The organism is Westiellopsis prolifica IICB1 (assembly GCF_004323185.1).
GTDB classification, from domain to species: Bacteria; Cyanobacteriota; Cyanobacteriia; order Cyanobacteriales; family Nostocaceae; genus Pelatocladus; species Pelatocladus prolificus_A.
Genome location: NZ_NAPS01000006.1, coordinates 1 through 19,853 on the forward strand (window position 1 = coordinate 1; position 19,853 = coordinate 19,853).

Annotated in this window: 22 protein-coding genes and 4 pseudogenes; 16 read left to right on the forward strand and 10 right to left on the reverse strand. The window is 42.0% G+C overall.

Annotation, left to right across the window (positions count from 1 at the left end; all coding sequences use genetic code 11):
* Positions 1-739 (reverse strand): annotated as a pseudogene (locus B4U84_RS28545) (hypothetical protein); the annotation flags it as partial.
* Positions 740-961: 222 nt separating this feature from the next.
* Positions 962-1,948: a CRISPR-associated ring nuclease Crn3/Csx3 gene (gene crn3, locus B4U84_RS28550; protein WP_017307345.1), complete on the reverse strand. Its 987-nt coding sequence runs from the start codon at positions 1,946-1,948 to the stop codon at positions 962-964.
* 462 nt (positions 1,949-2,410) lie between these two features.
* Here crn3 and B4U84_RS28555 point away from each other — a divergent pair, with 462 nt between their 5' ends.
* Positions 2,411-3,904 (forward strand): TIGR03985 family CRISPR-associated protein, encoded by a 1,494-nt coding sequence (locus B4U84_RS28555; protein WP_017307344.1) that lies wholly within the window; start codon positions 2,411-2,413, stop codon positions 3,902-3,904.
* A 269-nt stretch (positions 3,905-4,173) separates the two neighbouring features.
* On the opposite strand, the pseudogene B4U84_RS32220 reads toward B4U84_RS28555, so the two are convergent.
* Both B4U84_RS32220 and B4U84_RS32225 read right to left on the reverse strand, forming a co-directional pair.
* Positions 4,174-4,845 (reverse strand): annotated as a pseudogene (locus B4U84_RS32220) (Tn3 family transposase); the annotation flags it as partial.
* Entirely contained in the window at positions 4,823-6,046 is a 1,224-nt protein-coding gene (locus tag B4U84_RS32225) for a DUF4158 domain-containing protein (RefSeq protein ID WP_510650822.1), read from the reverse strand. The gene B4U84_RS32225 and the pseudogene B4U84_RS32220, both read right to left, overlap by 23 nt.
* Positions 6,047-6,305: 259 nt before the next feature.
* Here B4U84_RS32225 and B4U84_RS28565 point away from each other — a divergent pair, with 259 nt between their 5' ends.
* Positions 6,306-6,890 carry a tyrosine-type recombinase/integrase gene (locus tag B4U84_RS28565; protein ID WP_131121446.1) on the forward strand — a complete coding sequence of 195 codons (585 nt, stop codon included), beginning with the start codon at positions 6,306-6,308 and terminating at the stop codon, positions 6,888-6,890.
* Between the two features lie 616 nt (positions 6,891-7,506).
* Here the strand turns inward: B4U84_RS28565 and B4U84_RS28570 are convergent.
* Complete coding sequence (locus B4U84_RS28570) at positions 7,507-7,935, reverse strand: hypothetical protein (protein WP_131121447.1); 429 nt, start codon at positions 7,933-7,935, stop codon at positions 7,507-7,509.
* Between the two features lie 167 nt (positions 7,936-8,102).
* On the opposite strand from B4U84_RS28570, the gene B4U84_RS28575 reads away from it, so the two are divergent.
* Entirely contained in the window at positions 8,103-8,873 is a 771-nt protein-coding gene (locus tag B4U84_RS28575) for a hypothetical protein (RefSeq protein ID WP_017307342.1), read from the forward strand.
* 21 nt (positions 8,874-8,894) lie between these two features.
* Here the strand turns inward: B4U84_RS28575 and B4U84_RS30950 are convergent, their stop codons facing one another.
* From B4U84_RS30950 to B4U84_RS28585, 3 genes are all read right to left on the reverse strand, one after another.
* Complete coding sequence (locus B4U84_RS30950) at positions 8,895-9,068, reverse strand: hypothetical protein (RefSeq protein WP_165490390.1); 174 nt, start codon at positions 9,066-9,068, stop codon at positions 8,895-8,897.
* 73 nt (positions 9,069-9,141) lie between these two features.
* Positions 9,142-9,459 (reverse strand): hypothetical protein, encoded by a 318-nt coding sequence (locus tag B4U84_RS28580; RefSeq protein WP_017307341.1) that lies wholly within the window; start codon positions 9,457-9,459, stop codon positions 9,142-9,144.
* Positions 9,452-9,880, reverse strand: a complete 429-nt coding sequence (locus B4U84_RS28585) for a hypothetical protein (RefSeq protein ID WP_017307340.1) — start codon at positions 9,878-9,880, stop codon at positions 9,452-9,454. The genes B4U84_RS28580 and B4U84_RS28585 overlap by 8 nt, the downstream gene beginning before the upstream one ends.
* A 134-nt stretch (positions 9,881-10,014) precedes the next feature.
* Between B4U84_RS28585 and B4U84_RS28590 the strand changes: the two genes are divergently transcribed.
* The 7 genes and pseudogenes from B4U84_RS28590 (at position 10,015) to B4U84_RS28615 (ending at position 14,077) form a co-directional block, all read left to right on the forward strand.
* Positions 10,015-10,848: a hypothetical protein gene (locus B4U84_RS28590; RefSeq protein ID WP_131121448.1), complete on the forward strand. Its 834-nt coding sequence runs from the start codon at positions 10,015-10,017 to the stop codon at positions 10,846-10,848.
* Positions 10,845-11,468 carry a hypothetical protein gene (locus B4U84_RS28595; protein ID WP_051040520.1) on the forward strand — a complete coding sequence of 208 codons (624 nt, stop codon included), beginning with the start codon at positions 10,845-10,847 and terminating at the stop codon, positions 11,466-11,468. The genes B4U84_RS28590 and B4U84_RS28595 overlap by 4 nt, the downstream gene beginning before the upstream one ends.
* A gap of 603 nt (positions 11,469-12,071) precedes the next feature.
* Positions 12,072-12,437: pseudogene (locus B4U84_RS32230) on the forward strand (DNA cytosine methyltransferase); the annotation flags it as partial.
* A gap of 24 nt (positions 12,438-12,461) precedes the next feature.
* Complete coding sequence (locus B4U84_RS31815; protein ID WP_242677755.1) at positions 12,462-12,680, forward strand: hypothetical protein; 219 nt, start codon at positions 12,462-12,464, stop codon at positions 12,678-12,680.
* 334 nt (positions 12,681-13,014) lie between these two features.
* Positions 13,015-13,287, forward strand: coding sequence for a hypothetical protein (locus B4U84_RS28610; RefSeq protein WP_242677756.1), 273 nt, complete (start codon positions 13,015-13,017; stop codon positions 13,285-13,287).
* A 95-nt stretch (positions 13,288-13,382) separates the two neighbouring features.
* Positions 13,383-13,514, forward strand: a complete 132-nt coding sequence (locus tag B4U84_RS32020) for a hypothetical protein (protein WP_278248367.1) — start codon at positions 13,383-13,385, stop codon at positions 13,512-13,514.
* A 251-nt stretch (positions 13,515-13,765) separates the two neighbouring features.
* Positions 13,766-14,077, forward strand: a complete 312-nt coding sequence (locus B4U84_RS28615; protein WP_044447891.1) for a chitin binding peritrophin-A domain-containing protein — start codon at positions 13,766-13,768, stop codon at positions 14,075-14,077.
* Between the two features lie 63 nt (positions 14,078-14,140).
* On the opposite strand, the gene B4U84_RS28620 is transcribed toward B4U84_RS28615, so the two are convergent.
* Together B4U84_RS28620 and B4U84_RS28625 are read right to left on the reverse strand one after the other, a co-directional pair.
* A complete protein-coding gene (locus B4U84_RS28620; RefSeq protein ID WP_044447889.1) occupies positions 14,141-14,620 on the reverse strand; it encodes a tellurite resistance TerB family protein in 480 nt (159 codons plus the stop codon).
* Between the two features lie 70 nt (positions 14,621-14,690).
* A complete protein-coding gene (locus B4U84_RS28625) occupies positions 14,691-15,137 on the reverse strand; it encodes a CoA-binding protein (RefSeq protein WP_131121391.1) in 447 nt (148 codons plus the stop codon).
* Positions 15,138-15,157: 20 nt separating this feature from the next.
* On the opposite strand from B4U84_RS28625, the gene B4U84_RS30955 reads away from it, so the two are divergent.
* From B4U84_RS30955 to B4U84_RS28650, 6 genes and pseudogenes are all read left to right on the forward strand, one after another.
* On the forward strand, positions 15,158-15,307 hold the full coding sequence (locus B4U84_RS30955; protein WP_165490381.1) for a hypothetical protein: 150 nt from the start codon (positions 15,158-15,160) through the stop codon (positions 15,305-15,307).
* 87 nt (positions 15,308-15,394) lie between these two features.
* Positions 15,395-15,667 (forward strand): helix-turn-helix domain-containing protein, encoded by a 273-nt coding sequence (locus tag B4U84_RS28630; RefSeq protein ID WP_131121451.1) that lies wholly within the window; start codon positions 15,395-15,397, stop codon positions 15,665-15,667.
* 99 nt (positions 15,668-15,766) lie between these two features.
* Positions 15,767-16,597 (forward strand): KilA-N domain-containing protein, encoded by an 831-nt coding sequence (locus B4U84_RS28635; RefSeq protein WP_131121452.1) that lies wholly within the window; start codon positions 15,767-15,769, stop codon positions 16,595-16,597.
* 12 nt (positions 16,598-16,609) lie between these two features.
* A complete protein-coding gene (locus B4U84_RS28640; protein ID WP_131121453.1) occupies positions 16,610-19,066 on the forward strand; it encodes a 3'-5' exonuclease in 2,457 nt (818 codons plus the stop codon).
* Positions 19,059-19,451: a hypothetical protein gene (locus tag B4U84_RS28645; RefSeq protein ID WP_131121454.1), complete on the forward strand. Its 393-nt coding sequence runs from the start codon at positions 19,059-19,061 to the stop codon at positions 19,449-19,451. The genes B4U84_RS28640 and B4U84_RS28645 overlap by 8 nt, the downstream gene beginning before the upstream one ends.
* A gap of 29 nt (positions 19,452-19,480) precedes the next feature.
* A pseudogene (locus B4U84_RS28650) lies at positions 19,481-19,853 on the forward strand (ISKra4 family transposase); the annotation flags it as partial.

Consider the following 19,853-nt stretch of genomic DNA (forward strand, 5'->3'; position numbering starts at 1 on the left):
GGTTGGAACAGGAGGAGGAAGAGCCGCAAGATTGAAACTCCCTATTTATTCGCGATGATATCTCGCGAATTATTTTTCTCTCTCTATTTTTGCAAAATTGGGATGCTCCCTCTATAACTAACTCTAAATAAAAGCTTCTAGCACGCAGTGACTTTAACGCACCATCAGAAGATATTGTATAAATAAATTTTTGAATACCAGATAAATCACCTGCTACTAAACTTAATTTAGTATCACCATTATTATTGATGATCGCCGCCGCAACCGCAGCTGTAGTTCTTGCTTTATCTATCAGTGCAACATCCGATTCACCATAGCTAATAAATGAGCCAAATTTTTCTAGGATCAAAGTTAATAGTGAAAGATTTTCCCAGTCTTGCGGACTGTTTTCTAAAAAACTTATTTCTTTGTGAATCCGTTGTTGTAAAACCTCCAGATCAGTTGGTGTTGGTTCCTGAAGTTGAGGATAGGGGACTGTAGGGTCTTGAGATTCAATCTCACGCGGTTGCCAAAAATGCTGTTTCTTTTGACCTTCTGATAATTTCACAGCATCAAATAATAACCTTAACGGTTTGGGTGTGCGATCGCTTGGCCATTGCAAATATTCTTTAGCTTTTCCAATAGCATCAGAATCATTAGGTCTATTTAACTGTAAACCTGCCCAGTTAGCTAAATCTGATACTGCTTGCTGAATGACAGTTAAAGCTTCTTGATGTGACGAATTTTGCGAATTTGTCATGATAAAGGTGGACTGGATAGTAACATCTTCAGGAAATTCAGCTTAATTCAGAAATATAATTACAAAAAAGGGGAATAGGGAACTCTTAACTCTTAACAGAGAAAGAAAAACTTCAGTTGTGGGTTTAAAGCCCACTTGGAAAAAAGATGTATTTCATCGAGTAGGCGCAAGAAATACGGCGTCCTTGTTTCAATCCCACGCCTTTAAGCCGTGGGAAAACTGTTAAGAGTTAAGAGTTCCCTCTGAATTTTGTGATACAAAAATTGACTTAACATACTTAAGTAGAGTTTGAGGAACACTTTTAACCTGTCCCCGTACCCAAGGGCCACTAGTAATTTCTAAATATGGTTCCTTGTTATGAACCTCTTCTATCTGAGCTAAACTACTGTGAATTACTGCTACAGGCATTAAATTGCCCCGGTCATGACAAAATTCATGCCACGCATCTACCGCTTCTGGCTTAGAACTAATAATCAAGTAGTGGGTACAAGCTTCTAAAATTGGTAATTTTTCTGGCTGCACCATCCCACCAACATCCACAATTACCAAAGACTTCTGCCGTCGCAATTGTAATATTGCTTGGGCATGATAAGGGAAAAACCGTTCTGTCAATGCACCCTTATTGCGTAGCTTAAATGCTTCGATTTCTGCATCTGTCGCTTCTTTCCCTAATTCTAAAACGTAGTTACCTTCTCCATCCCAGTGAGCGCGTTGCAGGTAAATATCAGGATGCTCAGGTAATAAAGCTTGAAACAAAGCATGGGATAGTACACTTTTACCGCTATCTGGTGGTCCTACGATCATCAACGCCGGACATAACCCAGTTTCAATATTGATTGCTTCCGATTCAAGCACATGATTTTGGCGTCCATTCGGTGGACTGATGGGAATTACTTGACCAATATAAACTTGACGGGAATTAGTGGCGGATACCACTGCTCCCAGACGCGGGTCGTAGCAAGCAACCCAAGCGGTAGGATGTAGTTCGTGAGTCAGGTACGAATAAAGCCACATGGGTGCGCGGCCAGAAATTACCACACCACCAGTGGTATCAATACCAGGGGGTAGTTCTAGATTTTTGATATCTTGTGGTTCAATCAGGCGATCGCTTTTGGTTAATTCAATCGATAGCACCTGGTATTTCAAACCTTGTGCCAAGAGTGATTCACTTAAATAGAGGCGCAAAGCCGTAATCATGCCTTCGCTCATGTTTTTTAGTGACTTTTATTTCTCAGCTATTATGTCATACTTAATAGAAGACTCCTCTTCTATAACTTTGTTATGTTACATATAGCATTCCAAAAAATGCTGAGGTGTTCATAACTAGTTCGCAAAACTCTTATATGATCGAAGAAAGGCAGAGGGCAGGAGGCACTTATGCTGAAGGGAATTCTGACTCCTGACCTCTGCTCGTGACCGACGAGGAAGGGTTTAAGACCCCCACTGAATTCTTATTCAGTGGCTCTTGTTCAGGAGGGGTCGGAATCCCCTTCTGAACAAAACATAAAAGCCCTCTGCCCTCAGCATAAGTGCCTTCTTCAAAAGAGTTTACAGGAGGTACTTAGCTTTTACTTATCTGTAATTTTAGTTGTTAAGTATTATTAAACACTCTTAACCGCCGATTAACTATGAAATAGATTGTGACAACTATTTGATAAATAGGTCTAAAAATTGACTGAAGATTTTCATCTACCACCGACTACCCAAATTTTACAATGGCTGGCAGCAGGACAACTGGCTAATCGGCTAGTGCGATCGCTGCGGTTATGGGTGTTGATTCACAAACTTTATGGCAGTCAGACAAACTGGGCAAGTAAACTCCCAGCAACTTTTACCTATTCGCAGTTGCGCGATCGCTTATTTGCCTACCGTCACCCAAAAAGCGAGAAGTTAAATGCTCAAGAAATTACCATCCAGTGTGGCGATCGCGACTGCATTTGTCATCTGACTTTCTCAGAAATTGTTTTTGAGCAAAATCCTCAGCTGAGTGTTGACCAATGGCAACAATCCATGATCCATCTGACCGGGATGAGTGAGGAGAAGCTACTTCAAGTATTGCAACAGCGTCCTTTTGCTACCGTGCATCGTTCTTTGCGGGATGACCTCAAGCATTTGGTTCAGCAAGGGTGGTTACAATCAACGCCGACAAAAAGCTATAGCTGTGTTTTGGTAGGAGATTTACCAACTCTGCCAGAACAAACAGCCACACAAACAAGCGCAGAAATTAGTCTAGTTTCTCTAGACCAAGCGCAGACATGGGAACTATTACGAGTCTTAGAGTCAATCTCATTTGTACAGCCAAACTTGTCATTAATTATAGGAAAGCTATGGGAGAAAATTGCAGACTATTCCATCTCTGGAAAGCTTTATGCTAAAGACCCGCAGCAAAGAATATTCCTGCACTTGGACTATATTCTTTCTCAACAGATGCAAGACCGGGTGGATAATTACCAAGAACAGATAGAACAGCTTTGGCGCAAAGATCCTGGTGGTGTAGTGCAATTTGAGTATTGGGTAGCAGTAACAGAAAGCAAAGTTAAAGTAATTGTCTACCCAGTATGTCTACATTACCTGCGCCGTGCCAAATACCTCAGTGCTTACGGCATAGATCCCAATGGAAATGTGGCATGGCATAATTACCGCTTGGATCGCATTGCTTGCGATGGCGTTCCGCCCAGCGTAGCTGATCGCCTAAAAGTTTTAGCTTGGGGCGATCCCCTTGTTCCCAAGCAATTAAAACAGATGTGGCATACAGGAACGCTACCTACGCCAGAATATATTGATGCCCAATTAAAAGCAGCTTGGGGTTTTAATTTCTATTTCAAAAAAGAATTGCTCATCCTCCGTTTTCCGGCAGATTTTGCTAAGTGGTACGTGGATAACACGACAAGACATCCGACATTTGGTGCAATTGCATATGACCAATTACCAAAGTTAATTGCTAGAAATATTTCAGATGAGCAAGAACGCCAACAGTTGTTAGAAATTATCAGTCAGTGTTCTAAAAATGATGCCTATTACATTGCTTGGATACGTGTTGGTGACATAAATGTTCTGATGCGTCTGCGAGAGTGGCGACCGAACGGCGAAGTTATTGCACCTCTATCTATCCGGCAACAAATGATAGCAGAAGCAATGAAAGAATTAGCTAATTATCAGCCTTAATCAAACTATATTCTTTATCGGAGTTACGATAATGTTTTTCTGTTTCCCAAACATTATGAATACTGAAAATAAGCAGTACTAAGTAAGTAGATGGGAATAAACAGAACTATATTTACGTTTCGTAATATAGTTGAAACCCTTACAAAGAAAGGCATAAGTGCCTTTCTTCGGTAAAGGGGTTCAACCGGGATACGTGCAAAATGGGACACGTTGTAAAGTTATGTAAACAAAAACTCTACAACCCTTACCAGAACTACCTTCACAATTTTTCAAACCAAAACTAAGAGCTTGTCATCATCCAACAAATTCGGCACAGTCTCCATATCAATCAAGTAATCGCCGAAACGCTTGATATGACTTGTCATATAAGGACTCAACGCCGCCACATCTTCACGAGTAATCAAATAACCAGACTTCAGCAAATCCCGCAAAACCTCAGTCAAATCCACAACATTGTGAAAGATCACAGCATTAGCAACCAAATCATTATATTTAACAATCTTCTCCTGCTCAATTGGGTCATTATTAGCAATAACCCCAAAACCACCGAAGAAAAACCACTTCGAGAAACCGTTATAAGCCTCAACAATATTCGTTGCCGCAGTAATCTGTTGTCGTAACTTCATATCCGAAATATATTGCAACAGAAATACCGTCCTGATTACCCGTCCTAACTCCTGAAAAGCTTGGTATAACCTGTTTTTACGACTATAATTTCCCAGCTTTCGTAATAGCACCGCACTTGAAATCTTGCCAGTTTGAATCGACAGCACAACCTGTAAAATATCCTGCCAATGGTTTTGAATTTTCTCCCAATCAATCGCATCTTTGAACAAAGAATCAATATGCTTGTAAACCGTATCATTATCTGGGCGAAAGAAATTTAAATCCTTCCAATTCCGAATTCGGGGCATTAACTTAATGACCACGCCGTGACTGATTTTCTAAAATAAAATTCAATGCCTCAACTACACTTTGTTCGTTGGTAGTGGATGAAAACTTCAAAGCACCTAGCAACCGGAAAAAAGTACTGCGGTGACTTTTATAAAATTGCCACAACAGGGGAAAATAATTATTTCCTTTATAGGCATTTATCGCCTCACATTCACTTAATAGTTGTTCAGCACCACCAGATGGAATGAGTACTTGATTAACTTGCTCGACCTTATCAATTTTATCGACCTTAACGACAGCCCCAACTTCTGGCGATTCATCAACCAATACTTGTAGAACATTACTGAAAACCCCCAGTAACTTCTCAACGGTTGACTGATATCTTTGTTTGATAAGTTCTAACTCTTTCTTGGCATGATTATGAATTAACTGCATTTTTTTGAGAAACATCTCAACCAAGTTATCTCGCGTCATCACGCTTGCTGAGTAAATCAGGCATAATATTAAAGTAATTCGTTTTGGTAAATTGAACTCTTTGATTTCGCTTGCGTCTAATACTCTTGCTTCGGCAGCAAAATGTTGAATCTTAGCTGCTGTAATACCAGCAAGGAGTGGTTTAATATCTCCTAAAGAATCAAGCCATATTAAATGTACAATTAAATCATTGAGGTGATTGCGGGTTGGGCGTTTAGGAAGTTGCTTGAGATTATTGTAGAGACTTCTATATTCTACAGGATGATTATCTAAAAGGTCGAGTAGACGTTGTTGATAATCATTACTTAAGCGGCTAAGTACCAACTTAAATATGTTTTGATTGACTACATTTCTAACTCGGCGTACTAATCTATTTAATGTATTAAATCCTGGCAACTCATATCTATTTTTAATCAGTTCAGCAATAGCGACATTCATTAAATCAGCAGGATTATCCATCACCTGGGCTGATTCATTCACCGCAGATACCGCTAAATGTAGCGCAGTTTGATTAAAAGATTTAACTTGAAGATATTCGCGGATAGCTGTCCGATGTCGGTACATCGTTTTGTTACTCTCATAACCCAAAACAATATCAAGCTCAAATTTTAAATGACTGCGAATATGGTTAATGATTTTCAGTGGGATATCTGCAATCGATGGAAAATAACCTAGTCTTTGGAACGATTTTAAGATGACGAGCAGATTCAAAATATTACTTTCGCCCTTAGCTGTACTGTAAGCGAAAGCAATTTCTTTTATGTGTTGGGGTATAAATGTCGGTAAGTTCTTTGGTGGTAAATTGGCGCTTAAATCTAGGGTAAGCGGTACGTTCTATAGATGTCACTAGCGAGCTTTACTATTAAACTCCAAAAAATATATCACTATCTCCACACGACCACAGCCTATGTATCGAAACATTACCAAAAACAACTATTTTTGGACAAGTTTTTAACATTGAATGTGTGGGGAGTTGATTGCGTCGTATGCAAGATTGATCGCCCAATTATCATTTATGGGCAAGTTGGTTTTTATGTCTGGTACTGCTCCACCCAAAAAAGTTACGAACCTGGAAAAACGCACACGAGAACACCTGCTACCAAATGAAGTAGAAGCAATGATTAAAGCTGCCTCAGGAGTGGGGCGGCATGGTCATAGAGATGCAACTTTAATTTTACTAGCATATCGTCACGGTCTACGGGTATCGGAGTTAGTTGCACTGCGCTGGGAACAAGTTGACTTTAGCAGTGGCACGATTTACATCAATCGACTCAAGCATGGTATCAGTTCAACGCATCCTTTACGTGCTAGAGAGTTGAGGTGGCTACGACAACTACAACGAGAATATCCTAACTCCCCTTACTTGTTTGTTTCTGAGCGTGGTACTCCGATGGCTGCTGCCACAGCTTTTAATATTATTAGTCGTGCTGGCACTCTTGCTCTTGTAGCTTTATCGGTGCATCCGCATATGTTACGTCATGCCTGCGGGTTTTATCTGGCATCTCATGGTCATGACACTAGAGCTATTCAGGCTTATCTGGGACACAAGAATATCCAACACACTATTCGCTACACAGAACTATCTCCTGATCGCTTCAAAAATTTCTGGCTCGACTGAACCTAGTTTTGATTCAAAATCTCTACAAATCAATGTTTTCAACTGTTTTTGTTTACATAACTTTACAACGTGTCCCATTTTGCACGTATCCCGGCTGTACCCCGGATTGGTTCTTGTCAGATTTTGGTGATGATGAAAGGTTACGCACTTTAAGGCAGAAGGCAGGAGGCAGATGGCAGAAGGTTTTAAAACGTTTTCTTATCCGGGCGTGGGGTTTGTGACTTCAAGGGGCGATCGCTTACAGCTTTCTTGTGATGCAGATGTTCTGTAATCCAAGCAAAGCTTTAATTGTGGAAATTTTTTCTTCCTCTTCCTTCTGCCCTCTGCCTCCTGCCTTCTGCCTTACCCCAACCAAGATCACCAAAAGTTGCCAAGAACCTTAATCCTGTCCCAATCGCAGTTAATTCTGGCTCAACTCACCAACATAGTTGCAATTAATCCTGGCTCAGAATGATCATTATTGCTGGTCGGAGCGTTTCTTATTGCTGGCTCCTACAGTTATGGGTTTAAAGCCCATTTAAAAAAAGATGTTTTTCGAGACGCATAGCGCGAGGAAAAACGGCGTCCTTGCTTCAATCCCACGTTTTTAAACGTGGGTTCCTTCTGCCCTCTGCCCTCAGCATAAGTGCCTTCTGAACTCATAAGCTTGCTGCACTAGCTTTTGAACTTCTGTTGGCAGCGCTTCAAACTTTTCGGTATTCAATATGACCAACCGAGAACCAGGGTAGGGCATGAAGTCGCTAAACGGCTGCATCTGATGTTTGATGAGAAGTTTGGATAGTAGCGTGATAGGGTGCGGTTTTTGGTTGTCTTCACTGCAATTGATAGCCCCGGCGAAATATCCACAAAACCAAGCTAGGGTATCGGTATCACCAGATAATACTGTTACAGTACCTGCCACCAACTGCTTGTTTAGGTCTACAGGCGAATTGTCAAAAATTTGGTCAAGCGCTTCTGGGTGGCGCTTGTGGCAATAGCATACTACTTGCTCAACAAGTTTATCAGTTTTAGTAGGTTGGGGTTGCCCGAAGCCCTTAGCAGACATGGTAGGTTTGTATGATTGGATACGCGGATTGTAGCTTTCTTTTAGGATTGTAGGGTGAGAGGGACGAAGGGGCGATCGCTTTCGTCAATACCCGTCACCTATCTAAGAAGTTAAATCATTACTATGCATCACTACCCTACCAAGATTCTTATAGTTGATGACGAGCCATGAAAACGACGATTGCAGCACTGCTGTTTTTGCTCCTATCCATAAGTTCTGCACTTGCTCAGACAAAGACGGCTTTGGATTTTCGTTCATATAACGGCCATACCGAAGACCGTTTATCAAAACTTTCGCGTGTAATTGAAAAGGAAGTTATTGCCAAAGTTGTTAAAAAAACAGATAAAGCTTGTTTTGATAAATTGCAGCCAAAGGTTATTGCTCATGCTTCTGGCTCATTTACAGCGCCTAAATTGAAGCAAGTTGTATATCTTGTTGACCTGGGGGATTCATGCCATCCTCGTAGTCAAGGAACAGTTCGGCTTGCAATTGCCTCTGGGAAAAATATCACCACGTATGGTGATGTAACTGGCTATTACAATATACGTCAAATCACAGATATCAATGCTGATGGAATTAATGAAATTCTATTGGAGGGGTCTTGGCTTGGGCAAGGGTATTTATCAGGTTTTGCAAAGCTTGTGTCAATTAAGCCCAGAGGAATCTTAACTGTAAGTGATTTTAAACAAGTTTACGGTGATAATTCAGGTGCTACTCCCGATCCCAATCAAGTATACCAGTTAGCATCGGTGATTTCGGTAACTCTTAATTCACCGCGCCAGCCTATATTCAAACGAGATAATTATATAGCAAAGTGTACTAGTGTTGACTCGGAAATCCCTAAGTGTGGGGATTTTCGATATATGTCTTCAGGTAAATTTCCTGAATATGATGAAGTGAAACGGTTTCTCTCAAATCTCAATTTTGAAAAAAATTAAATGCGGAGGTTTATCGCTCCCTCATTCCACCACCCCCAACAACATCAAAACCTCCCTCACTGGTGTTTTTTGTTGCTCCATCTGCTGCACCTGGGTAAGTAGCCGCTTGGGGATGTATTTTGTAGATTTAATGAGGCGATAAACCTCCGGTACGCGGAAGCGATCGCCCCTACTTTTCCGAAAAGAATCTTCCATTGACTGCACCCCGTCTTTCGAGCGAGGAAATCTTACCCGTGATCGCAACAACACTCCCCTACAGATCTTTCCTCTAAGAATGCTCCAAACGCTCGCGCCTGTGTCGCAGTGCTGCTGCTTCAAGAATTAGTGCTAAATCTACATTTGGGGCATTTTGGATTTGTATGCACAGCTGGGCGTTTACAGCAAAGTTCTCTTCGCCAGTTACTACGGTAATTCTCTCTAGATTAAGACGCCTTCTGGATTCTTCTGGCAGTGATGCTATCACCTCAGCTATCAACCGCTCTTTTCGCTCTAAAGACAAGTTATCTATTAAAGCTTTAATATCCTTCGCACTTACCACCCTTGCCTTAGCAGCCCTGTTAATCGCATCCATCGTATTATTAAGCACATAATTCCTTACTATTTCTTAACCTCCATTTACGGGCAATTGCCAGCATAATTTCCTCGATTTCGTCATCAGTGGCGCATTCTACAAGAGCTTCAAAGCCATTCTTCAAGCTTATTGGCTTTGATTGCTGAGGTATTGCAGCTTCTCCTACTAGTTTTAGGAAGTAACTCGTGCTACCTGGCTCCAATTTTTCCATCGCCTGCATGAGCGCTGATAGTGCCTCAGCGCTGATATTTCCTCCGTTTCTAAAGTCGGAGATGTGGTTTTGACTCACCCTTGCCTCAATTGATAAAGCCTTGCCGGTAATTCCAAAATGCCGCAGTGTCTTTTCAAAAGCTGAGGAGAAAAAGTTAAGTTTCATAAACAAATCAAGCTTTAGTTGGAAAAAGACGCTAAGAAATACATTTATAGTTTGATTCAATAAATTTTTTCTTGTATTGTCCAGTTTATCAACATAATCGCGTCGAAAAGTGAATCTTTGATGACATTTTGATGACGCAATTAAAAAGCCCCAGAGGCTAAGACTGGGGCTTGTCCAATTAAGTTACTTGCATTATGACAGACGTAAAAATTCAAGGGAAGTTTTACCCACTGCAAAATTCTGAGTGGGTCAAGTGCTGCAAAGAGCTTACTAAGTCTCAGCTTAGTGTTTTGTATTACCTGCGATCGCTCGATCCTTACGGCAATGGCATCAAATTCAAAGCTTCTGCTGTTGCCGAAATACTAGGAATTACAAAGAGAGCAGTAAATAGCGCGATCGCTTTCTTGGAAGAAAAAGGATACATCCTCCTAGATGACATTGAGTATTCAGCCAAGATATCTGCTGGCGGTTGTCTCTGTGACACTTCTTCAACTGTCACAGAGGTGGGAAATTCTTTTCCCACTAGGGAACAGAATTTCCCACCTGAGAACAGAATTTCCCAGTTAGGAACAGAATTTCCCACTGAGGAACAGAATTTCCCACCTGAGAACGGAATTTCCCACTTAGAGTCTGAAACCCTTACACAGCAGGAATCCCAAAACTCTAAGATTAATAAAGATTATTTAGACTTTTTAGACTCTCTCTCAGAAGGCGAGAGAGAGAGTTTTTTAAAGTTTGGGTCAGAAAAAGCAGCCAAGTTACCATCACCTCCACAACTGCCGAGAAAATGGATTGAGAAGAACTGGGAAGATATAAGGCGGGAGTGGTACAAGTCCAAAGGTCAAAATCCACCGGGGCAAACTTCAAGTTGGGAGACTGACCCCCGTACAACCAAATGGCTAGAAACTTGCGAGCTGACACGCAACCCCTTCCAGTTTGCAGAAGGTGACAAAGAGAAACTGGACTTTTTAAAATGGGCGCTCAAAACTTGCCAATTTAGTTGGCTGAAAAAGGGGGGTGAATTATGATTGACCAAGAAAATGCACCAGACGGGGAGAATGGGACGCAACCATTCGAGCGATCAAAGCACCCACAAGCCCCCGGTCGGGTTTCCCCGCGTCCCCGCGTCCCTTTGTCCCCGTGTCCTCTTCAAGATTTACCGACCATTGAGCCGCTACCAGTTCGCCCTGACGAGGAAAAGAAAGATAAAGAAATTTGGCAGCCCAAATGGCAATGCTTTTGCTGCCAGGATACGGGGAAAGTGCGATCGCACCTCGTAAGACTAGTAATGCCCAATTACAACCCACAGCGTGACAGATTCCCCATCTGTCAAAACTGTAATTTGGGGCATGATTGGGTACACCTTGAGGGCAGCTACGATAATCGACTCACACCAGATATTTGCCGCAAGCTTGACTCTTATGCCCGCTCCGATTGGCACAAAACTGTGCAGCTCCAGTTTGAGGTGAGAAGAAAGCAAATTGAACTAGTTACTAAAGAAATTTCCCAATCCCACAGCTTAAGAAAGAGTGATCGCACTAGTTACGACAACCGCGAAGTACAACAGCAAAAAGCTGAAATAGAGGCTATCAGCCTGCAATCGTGGTCAGCAATGAGGAAAGCTTACTTGGGAGGAGATGATGAGTAAATTTCAAGTAGGCGATAAAATCATTACCCCTGGTGGCAAAGTTGGTGAGATATCGAGTGTACACAGGAAAATTACGATTACTTGGGAAAACGGCCGAAGTTGCGAATATACCCTAAAACAGTTACAGGCTTGGAACTACAAAAAATTCTTAGAGGATRAGGAGGCGATCACGGATACATGCTCAGACAACTTGACCTCTGCTCAGGAGTTGGGGCAGGATTCTGTTTTGCAGGCTTGCAACTCGGATTTAAGCTTGTTGGAGTCGCAGAAATCGACGAATACTGCTGTGATATCCTCGCCAAGCGATACCCCGGTGTACACAACTACGACTGTGTTAAATCCCTTGCCTGCACCGACGGCTACGGACTACAACTCCGAGGAATTGACCGAAGAAAGGCACTTATGCTGAGGGCAGAAGGCAGAAGGTTTAAGAAAAAATTTATACCAAAAAATTCAGTCCTCTTCATTCTGCCATTTGGTTTCAAGCCCCCGAATTTATTCGTGGAAAAGATAATAAGATTTGTATCAAGATGCGTAGCACAAGATACAAGGCGTCCTTGTTAGAAACCCCTAAATTTATTTATGGGGTTCCCTTCAGCATAAGTGCCTTCTTCCTTCTGCCTTCTCATCTCATCACAGCTTCGACCCTGCCCCCCCTTTTCAGTTGAAGGAGAAAGGAAAGGGGCAGCCGACGAGCGAGACTGTTTCCCGGCAGTTTTGCGAATCATCCGAAACGCAAAGCCCAAGTTTGCAGCCATTGAAAATGTACCAGGCTTGCTCACCTGTCCCTACTCCCCAAGTGATGAGCGCAGTTACTTCCGGTTTATTTTACAGCAGCTTTCCGAGTGCGGGTATGATGCGGAATGGATTACTATCAGCAGTGGACACTGTGCCGCTCCCTTCATTAGAGAGCGAGTATTGCTGGTTGCCGTCTCCAGGAGCCTTGAGCTTTGCTGGAAAAGGGCGGCCACCTGGACAGACCAAGCAAGAAGCATGGCTCAAAAAGCAAGGGCTGTTGCAGAAAAAAGAAGTACTAAACCCGGCTATCCTCTGCGAGTGGTACGAAATCCCGCCGAACTGGCTCGACCCCTCGGAGTGCCGAGCGGCAACGGAACTATTAGAAGAATGCGCCAAGCAGCAGGAAATTTACTCGATCCTAGAGTCGCCAGTATTGCACTCAGCCGTGTCCTCTACCTCAACTCCCTTATCTGATATCGAGCGTACACAGGAAATAAGCGAACCTCTCATACTTTGCCCTAAGTGCCAATTACAGCATATTTACTTAAGCGGTGGCTGTGGCATGTGTAGTCTAGAACCAGTAAATTTCTTAGAGGAAAACAAGGAAGCGCCCACGCGTTCGCGTAGCGGCTCCTATGGAGCATCGCCCTCCACTGGGTCTTGTACTTGTCCCAGTTGCAACCAATCACTACTGAATTTAAATGATGGTTGCGGCGTGTGTGGATGGACACTCGAAAATTTCTTAGAGGAAAACAAGGGCAGTAGTTCGCGATCCCCCTCTTCAAAACGCAGACAGCGTAAGGGTTGTTTGTATAAGTACCTTGAAAATAAGAAGTTAAAAGATGGTCGTATTGTTTCTTATCCGCGTGTAATAGGTGACAAACGTGACCCGGATAATCCGAAGCATTGGCGCTGGGGTTTTAACTGGGAGGAAAAGATAGATGGCGAATGGAAGGGGCGCAGTATTGGCAGTATTCCTGTTGGTGCGATTCCGTTAATTGAGGATATGCGTTCTCGTGGTGTCCCAATTGAGGAAATAATCAGTTTTATTCGCAAATCAAAGTCAAAAAATAAAGTTTGATGTTGTGAAAACTAACAATAGAGCTATTACTTTGGAAGGCGATGCTCCATAGGAGCCGCTACGCGAACGCGCTTGTTTGCTTGCTCGAAAATTGCATGAGTATTATTTCTGCTGTACTTGAGGCGAAAGCGACGGCGGCTCCTATAGAGCATCACTGTTTGAAAATCGCCTCAGAAAAATTTGAGTATCTGCTTTTTTCTTGCACAAGGGCGATCGCGCATATATAGTACAATTGTACTGTAAATGGTGAAGTCGCCTTAGTCAAAACACTGATGTGATGCTTCCTTGTTTTTTGCTGGAAGCATCTTTTTGTTTAGCCATTAAAGTGGGCAGCCTACCCACGACTAAAGTTATTTATTTTACTGTTAAGAGTTAAGAGTTCCCTATCCTGAAGGGATTTGTAAGCATGATATGATGTTAACGCATTGAAGATACGCTGACCCTGGTTAAAACATAATAGAAAAGGGGATAAATTGAGATGAAAAAAATTTTTTGGGCCATCACTTGTGTTTTCTTAATGGCAGTAGCTTTTTCAGGACTCTTCCTCAACCAAGCCCAAGCATCACCAGTAGGAGTATGTCCTGAGGATGCAGCAGATCTTGCCATTGTTGTACTTCTTCCTGATGATAAAGACTGTACTTCTTACCATAGATGTAGTAAATCAGGTCCTATCAAGATGCCTTGCGCGCCCGGTACTTACTTCAATGCGGTTTTGGAAGTTTGTGATTCGCCTGAGAACTCTGGTTGTATACAGAGTGAGATTAACTCAGATCTTGCACCTTCTCAATAAGGGGTAGATGAGCAGCAGTGTCCAAACAAAGAGACAATGAGCTTTTTGGGCTTTGATTTTCGCCTAAATAGGCGCTCCCTCTGGATACATCAGTTTCACTCTTTTCTCCCGTAGTTTAGCTTCTTCGATACAAATTTCTTCAATTTGTTCAACCACATCTTGAGAAACACCTAGTTTAGCTGCCATTTTAGTTACAGTTGCCCTTTCCTGGTGACTATATTCTCCATCACTACTGCAAGCTTTAATCGCATCATAAACAAGATAACGTCGTGAACCAGTTGCCTCTGGAGCATCACCAATCGCCTTCTCGATATCTTCGTCGGCTTTATAAGATTTGATTTCCTCCACTAATGAGTTTGGTGCGCCAAAAGCACAAGCAAGCCCAATCACCCAGTCTCTTTCTTCTGCGGCTAATCTACCATCTCCATTGGCACAAATCAGAAGCGCCTTCAAATAACCGTTATAAGCTTCAACACTTGGAAGTTTGCTAAAGGTATATTTTTCTCTGAATAACCACAACAAACCCTCATTTTCAGTAGTCATGCTTGCCCTTGATAAATAGATTAAGGAAGTTTTTCAATGTCATTATCACATACAAAGATTTTTCCAAATTTCAATAACCGTGTATTTCCCACACCTGAAACTGTAGACCCAACCGCAGATACTCAACTTTGATGCAAGCATCCATAACCACATTTAGTCCCGCATCCAGGGCTTTTTGTGCTGATTGTTGGTCTGCAACACCCAGTTGCGCCCATACAGTTTTGGCATTGATGGCTATTGCTTCATCAACAATTTCACTCAAATACTCAGAACGGCGAAAGATATTAACAATATCCACCGATCCCGGAATTTCTTGCAGTGAAGAATAACTCGGTTGACCATCGATTTCCTTGACAGTAGGGTTCACAGGGTAGACGGTATAGCCCACACTCCGTAAAAATTGGGCGATTTGATAACTGGTGCGCTCAGGTTTATCAGAATGACCAACAACGGCGATGGTTTTGGCATGAGTCAACGCATCACGCATGGCGCTGTCATTTTCTTTGAGGAGAGGCATATTCTCAATCTCCCTATCAGTTGGGTGCTACTGCAAATGGTAGGTCACAAATTGCTATTGAGTGCGATCGCTTTCGGCGGGCGCTCCGCGCCATCGCTCCTTGGTTCTGGGGATTAGGGGCGATCGCACTTCGGTTGTGGAAAACGTTTAATTTAAGTGTCTCCCAGTAAAGGCAAAAATTTTTCTGTACTTGTCCGGATTAATATCAAGCCAAGATGTAGCTAAAATGCAGCAAACTATATATCATTCGCTACATCATGCGCTATGGGTTTAAAAGCCAAATAACCTCTAGGAAACTCTTGGTAATCAATCAACCAGAAGTTGGCAAGCTCATTCGTGAACTTCGGCTTTTGACTGGGCTGACACAAGAACAGTTTGCAGCTACTTTGGGTGTGACTTATCCCACTATTAATCGCTGGGAGAATGGGCGTGCTAAACCGTCGCCATTAGCAATGAAGCTGATAGAGCAGAAGCTACGGGATTTGGGTAAACCAGGTCAGGATTTAAAGCGGAAGTATTTTGGTGAGTAAAGGTCAGGACGTGGAGGACTGGGAAGCAGAAATTGAGGATAAGGCGGCACATCTGTATAAGCTGACGGCTTAAATGAAAATTATTAAAGAAGAATAATTATGCAATATATTGAACACAAAGTAGGCGAATTAATTGTTAGTCAACGTAAATCAGATGGTTATATTAGTGCAACGAAGTTAACAAGGGCCTATGAGCAACAAGTTGGGAAAAAAAGAAATCCAAATGATTGGTTTGAAAAAGATAGAACCCATGAATATTTAAACCTGTTACGTGACAAAACAGGAATTGAAGTTTATGACTTAGTACAAAAAAAGGGAGAAGGTAAAAGTAGAGAGATTTGGATTCATCCCAAACTCGCTGTTTCTTTTGCCATGTGGCTCTCACCTGAATTTGAAATGATGGTGTCTGACTGGGTAGAGCAGTGGCTTTTCACTGGTCAAGCTCCCATTTCTCAAAAGCCTACAGCTTTACATCCTTACCAGCGTGTTTGGTATGAACGCTTAATGCTGTTTGAGCAAAGGACAACATTACCAAAGGGTACATGGTGTGTTTTTGAGGAAATAGGCAAATTAATGAGGAAATTAGAAGCTAAAGGAGCGCCTCTACACGATAGAGCCACTGTTGATGCTTCAGTAGGTAGAACATGGTGTCATTGGCTAAGAAAGAATGGATATGAAACTGATTTTGAGCAATATATTCATTGTTACCCAGATAGCAGAGGTGAACAGCTTGCATATATTTATCCCTATGAATTACTAGGAAAATTTCATAAATGGTTAGAAGAAACTTACATACCGGAAAAGTTTCCTGAATATGTCAGGAAGCTTGTTAGTCAAGAAGAGTGCAAGTTAATTTCAGAAGCTATTGGTTATGAAGTTAAGCCAATTATTAAAAAGCTTAAATCGAGTAATTTCTCAGATAACAATTAAATTTAATTCTTTATGTATAGCAATGGACTTAACTCTGAACAAAATGCGATCGCCAGACATACTGAAGGCTCAATTTTAGTACTTGCCCCTGTTGGTACAGGTAAAACCCGTGTTTTGGCAGAGCGAGTACTATGTGCAATAAATAGGGGCATTCCTCCTCAAAGGATTCTCTGCCTAACGTTTACGAACCGAGCTGCTAAGGAAATGAGTGAGCGGCTATCTCAGTACTGTCTAAATCAACTACATCATTTGACAATTAAGACTTTTCACGGTCTGTGTACCTCCATATTGCGGATCGAGGCTCGTCAGCTTGGATTACCAGCAGATTTTGTGATCTACGATGATGCCGACTGTGTTGAACTAGTTAAGGAAGTTTTCGATCTATCAAAGGATCGAGATGCCCAACAGTTATTCTTTGACTTGGCTAACTGCAAAATTCTGGCTAGCGATCGCCAGTTATCCCCAGATTATCCACTAGAAAAACTATATGCCTCATTAGGCTCTAATCATGCCAAACGTGCTGCTCAGTATCAATCTGTTCTACAAAAGCGTCACGCCTTAGACTTTGCTGATCTGGTGTTTTATGTCCGAGTAATGTTACACAATGAACCGGAGATTAGCCAACGTTGGGCAGATAAGTTTGATTTTGTTCAGGTTGATGAAGTTCAAGATACTCATCTTTCGGAGTACGGCATCGTTAAACATCTGGCATCTAATAGCGGCAATCTGGCGATGATTGGAGATTTAGATCAGACCATCTACGAATGGCGAGGATCTGAGCCGGATAAAGTGATTGAGCAATTTAAGCGTGACTTTAACCCGACAGAATATTCTCTAACCTGGAACTATCGAGCAACAAAAACACTCCTAAATGCGGCTTCTGGGTTTGCAGATTCATTTGAACACCGAAAAACAAAGATTACACCTGCCCCTGAGTGTGAAGTAGGAGAACTGATTCAAGTTCATTCAGCGAAAAATGAGCAAGCGGAGGCAGAGTGGATTGGCAGACAAATCCAGCAACTAGCAGGCAATCGGAAGGATTTTATCTACAGCAGAGTAGCAATTCTTGCCCGCAATCATAAACGCACAGAAGTTGTTAGTCAGATATTAGAGCGCATGGGTATTCCTTGCGTCACAGTTGAGCGATTCCAATTTTTTATGCGGCAGGAAGTTAAAGATGCTCTTGCTTACCTGCGTCTCATCTTAAACCCTTTTGATGCAGGTTCAATGCGTCGAATGTTACTTCGCCCAAGTCGTGGAATTGGTGATGCAACCATAACAGGAGTTATTGAAGAAGGAAAGGAATGCGGCTTTAGTTTGACGGATATGGCATCGAGCCGGACGTTTATTAACGGTGATCCGTTCAGTGAACTCTTAAGAAACTATTCACAAAGCACAGTAATTGTTTTTGATGTAGAGACAACAGGGTTTTCGGTCAGCAAGGATGAGGTTGTAGAAATTGCCGCCATCCGTCTGGTTGAAGGGAAACCACAAGCAGAGTTTCATGCTTATATTACCAATACTGTCAGTGTTGGTGACTCAGAGCAGATACATGGACATAGCGATCGCTTTCTAGCAGAACATGGTAGACCTGCTAAAAATGTTTTTTATGAATTCTTCGAGTTTGTCGGAAATTCCCTGCTGGTTGGGCATAATGTAGGCTTTGACATCAAAATGGTGACTGCCCAAGCCCAAAAAGCTGGTATTACCACTTCAAAACTGCAATGGGAAGACACGCTAGATATTGCAAACCGTTTTATCGAATCTGACCGTTACAGCTTAGAAGCATTAGCAAAGCATCTGAATCTTGCACACTTGCCTAGTCATAAGGCAATGGATGATGTGCGAACCACAATTGACTTACTAGCAGTGCTAATTCCACTTATTGAGCATAAAGCCGATTACCGTCAGGCATTGGTGTATCGCTATGGAGAGGCATTTGAAGGATTCGCCGAACAGATGGATAACTGGCGCGATGCTAGCCAAAGGCTACGACCTTCCAATCTATTGGATAAATTGCTTGTGAAATCTGGACTCTACAGTTATTACCAAGCAGAACAAAAACGCCTCAAAAACCTTCTCCATCTTGTACGGATTTTTCAGCAACGGGATGTTTCAGATTTATACCCCGATACTTCTTTACGTAGCATCCTTGAATTTACTGCTCTTGCGAAAAATTTAGATCAAGTTTCTCAAGATGATAACCAAGTTCCTATTATCACCATTCATCAGTCCAAAGGTCTGGAGTTTGAAAGTGTTTTCATTGCAGGTGCTACCGAGGGTGAATTTCCCAGTTTTTTCAGTGTTCGTGACAATAATCTAGAGGAAGAAAGGCGGTTATTTTATGTTGCAATGACGAGAGCAAAGCAAAAGTTATTTATATCAGCTTACTCAAGAGATTTCAGGGGCTTCTCGAAATCTTATAGCGAATTTATTAAAAAAATACCCAAGGAATATATTAATGAATAACAATACCACACCTACATATCGTTGTTTTCATCCTCTTATTGCAGATGCCTATACTGCGGTACATCAGTGGCTTGAAACAAATGTTCAAGAGGCTAATGGCTATAAAGATTTACCCTACAGTAACTTGAAGCAAAAACTTCAAGAAACTGACTGGAAACATATAGCTTTTCAATATTATGCTCTTTTTCCAGCACATTATTTCAAAGCAGTACATACTCTAGATTACATTCTTGGAGAAGAGCAACTGATAACCTGGTTAAGACATAGACAAAAAGGGGAGCATCCCAATTTTGCAAAGAGATGGGGAGAAGGGGAAAATATTCGCGATTGTTTCTCGCGAATAAAAGGGGGGACTGTACATCAGCACCCCTTCAAGAGACAATGACTTGTGTTCCATCCCTAGTAGAAAGGCCAATGACCCCAGAAGAGAAAAAAGAATTAGATGCACACGTAAAAGCCATCGCCAAAATCCTGTATAAAAACACGCCACCAGAAAAAATCGAAACCTTTGAAGGAATCGAAACAGCAGTTAGAGACCAAGTATTAGAACACGTCAGCCCGAAAATAGCCTTTTTTTTGTCGGAGAAAAAACGGGAACAACAAGAGGACGCAGCCGAACCATAAGAAGTTGTCTAGGGAAAATAATCATCACCAAACAACAAGCCGCAAGAATGGGAATCGAGCCATATAGGAGGTTTAGCCCATTACTAGAAAAGTGCTGTTTATTACTAGCAGCCAACGAATCATTCCAAAATGCAGAACAAGACCTCAAGGTGATGACCGGAAT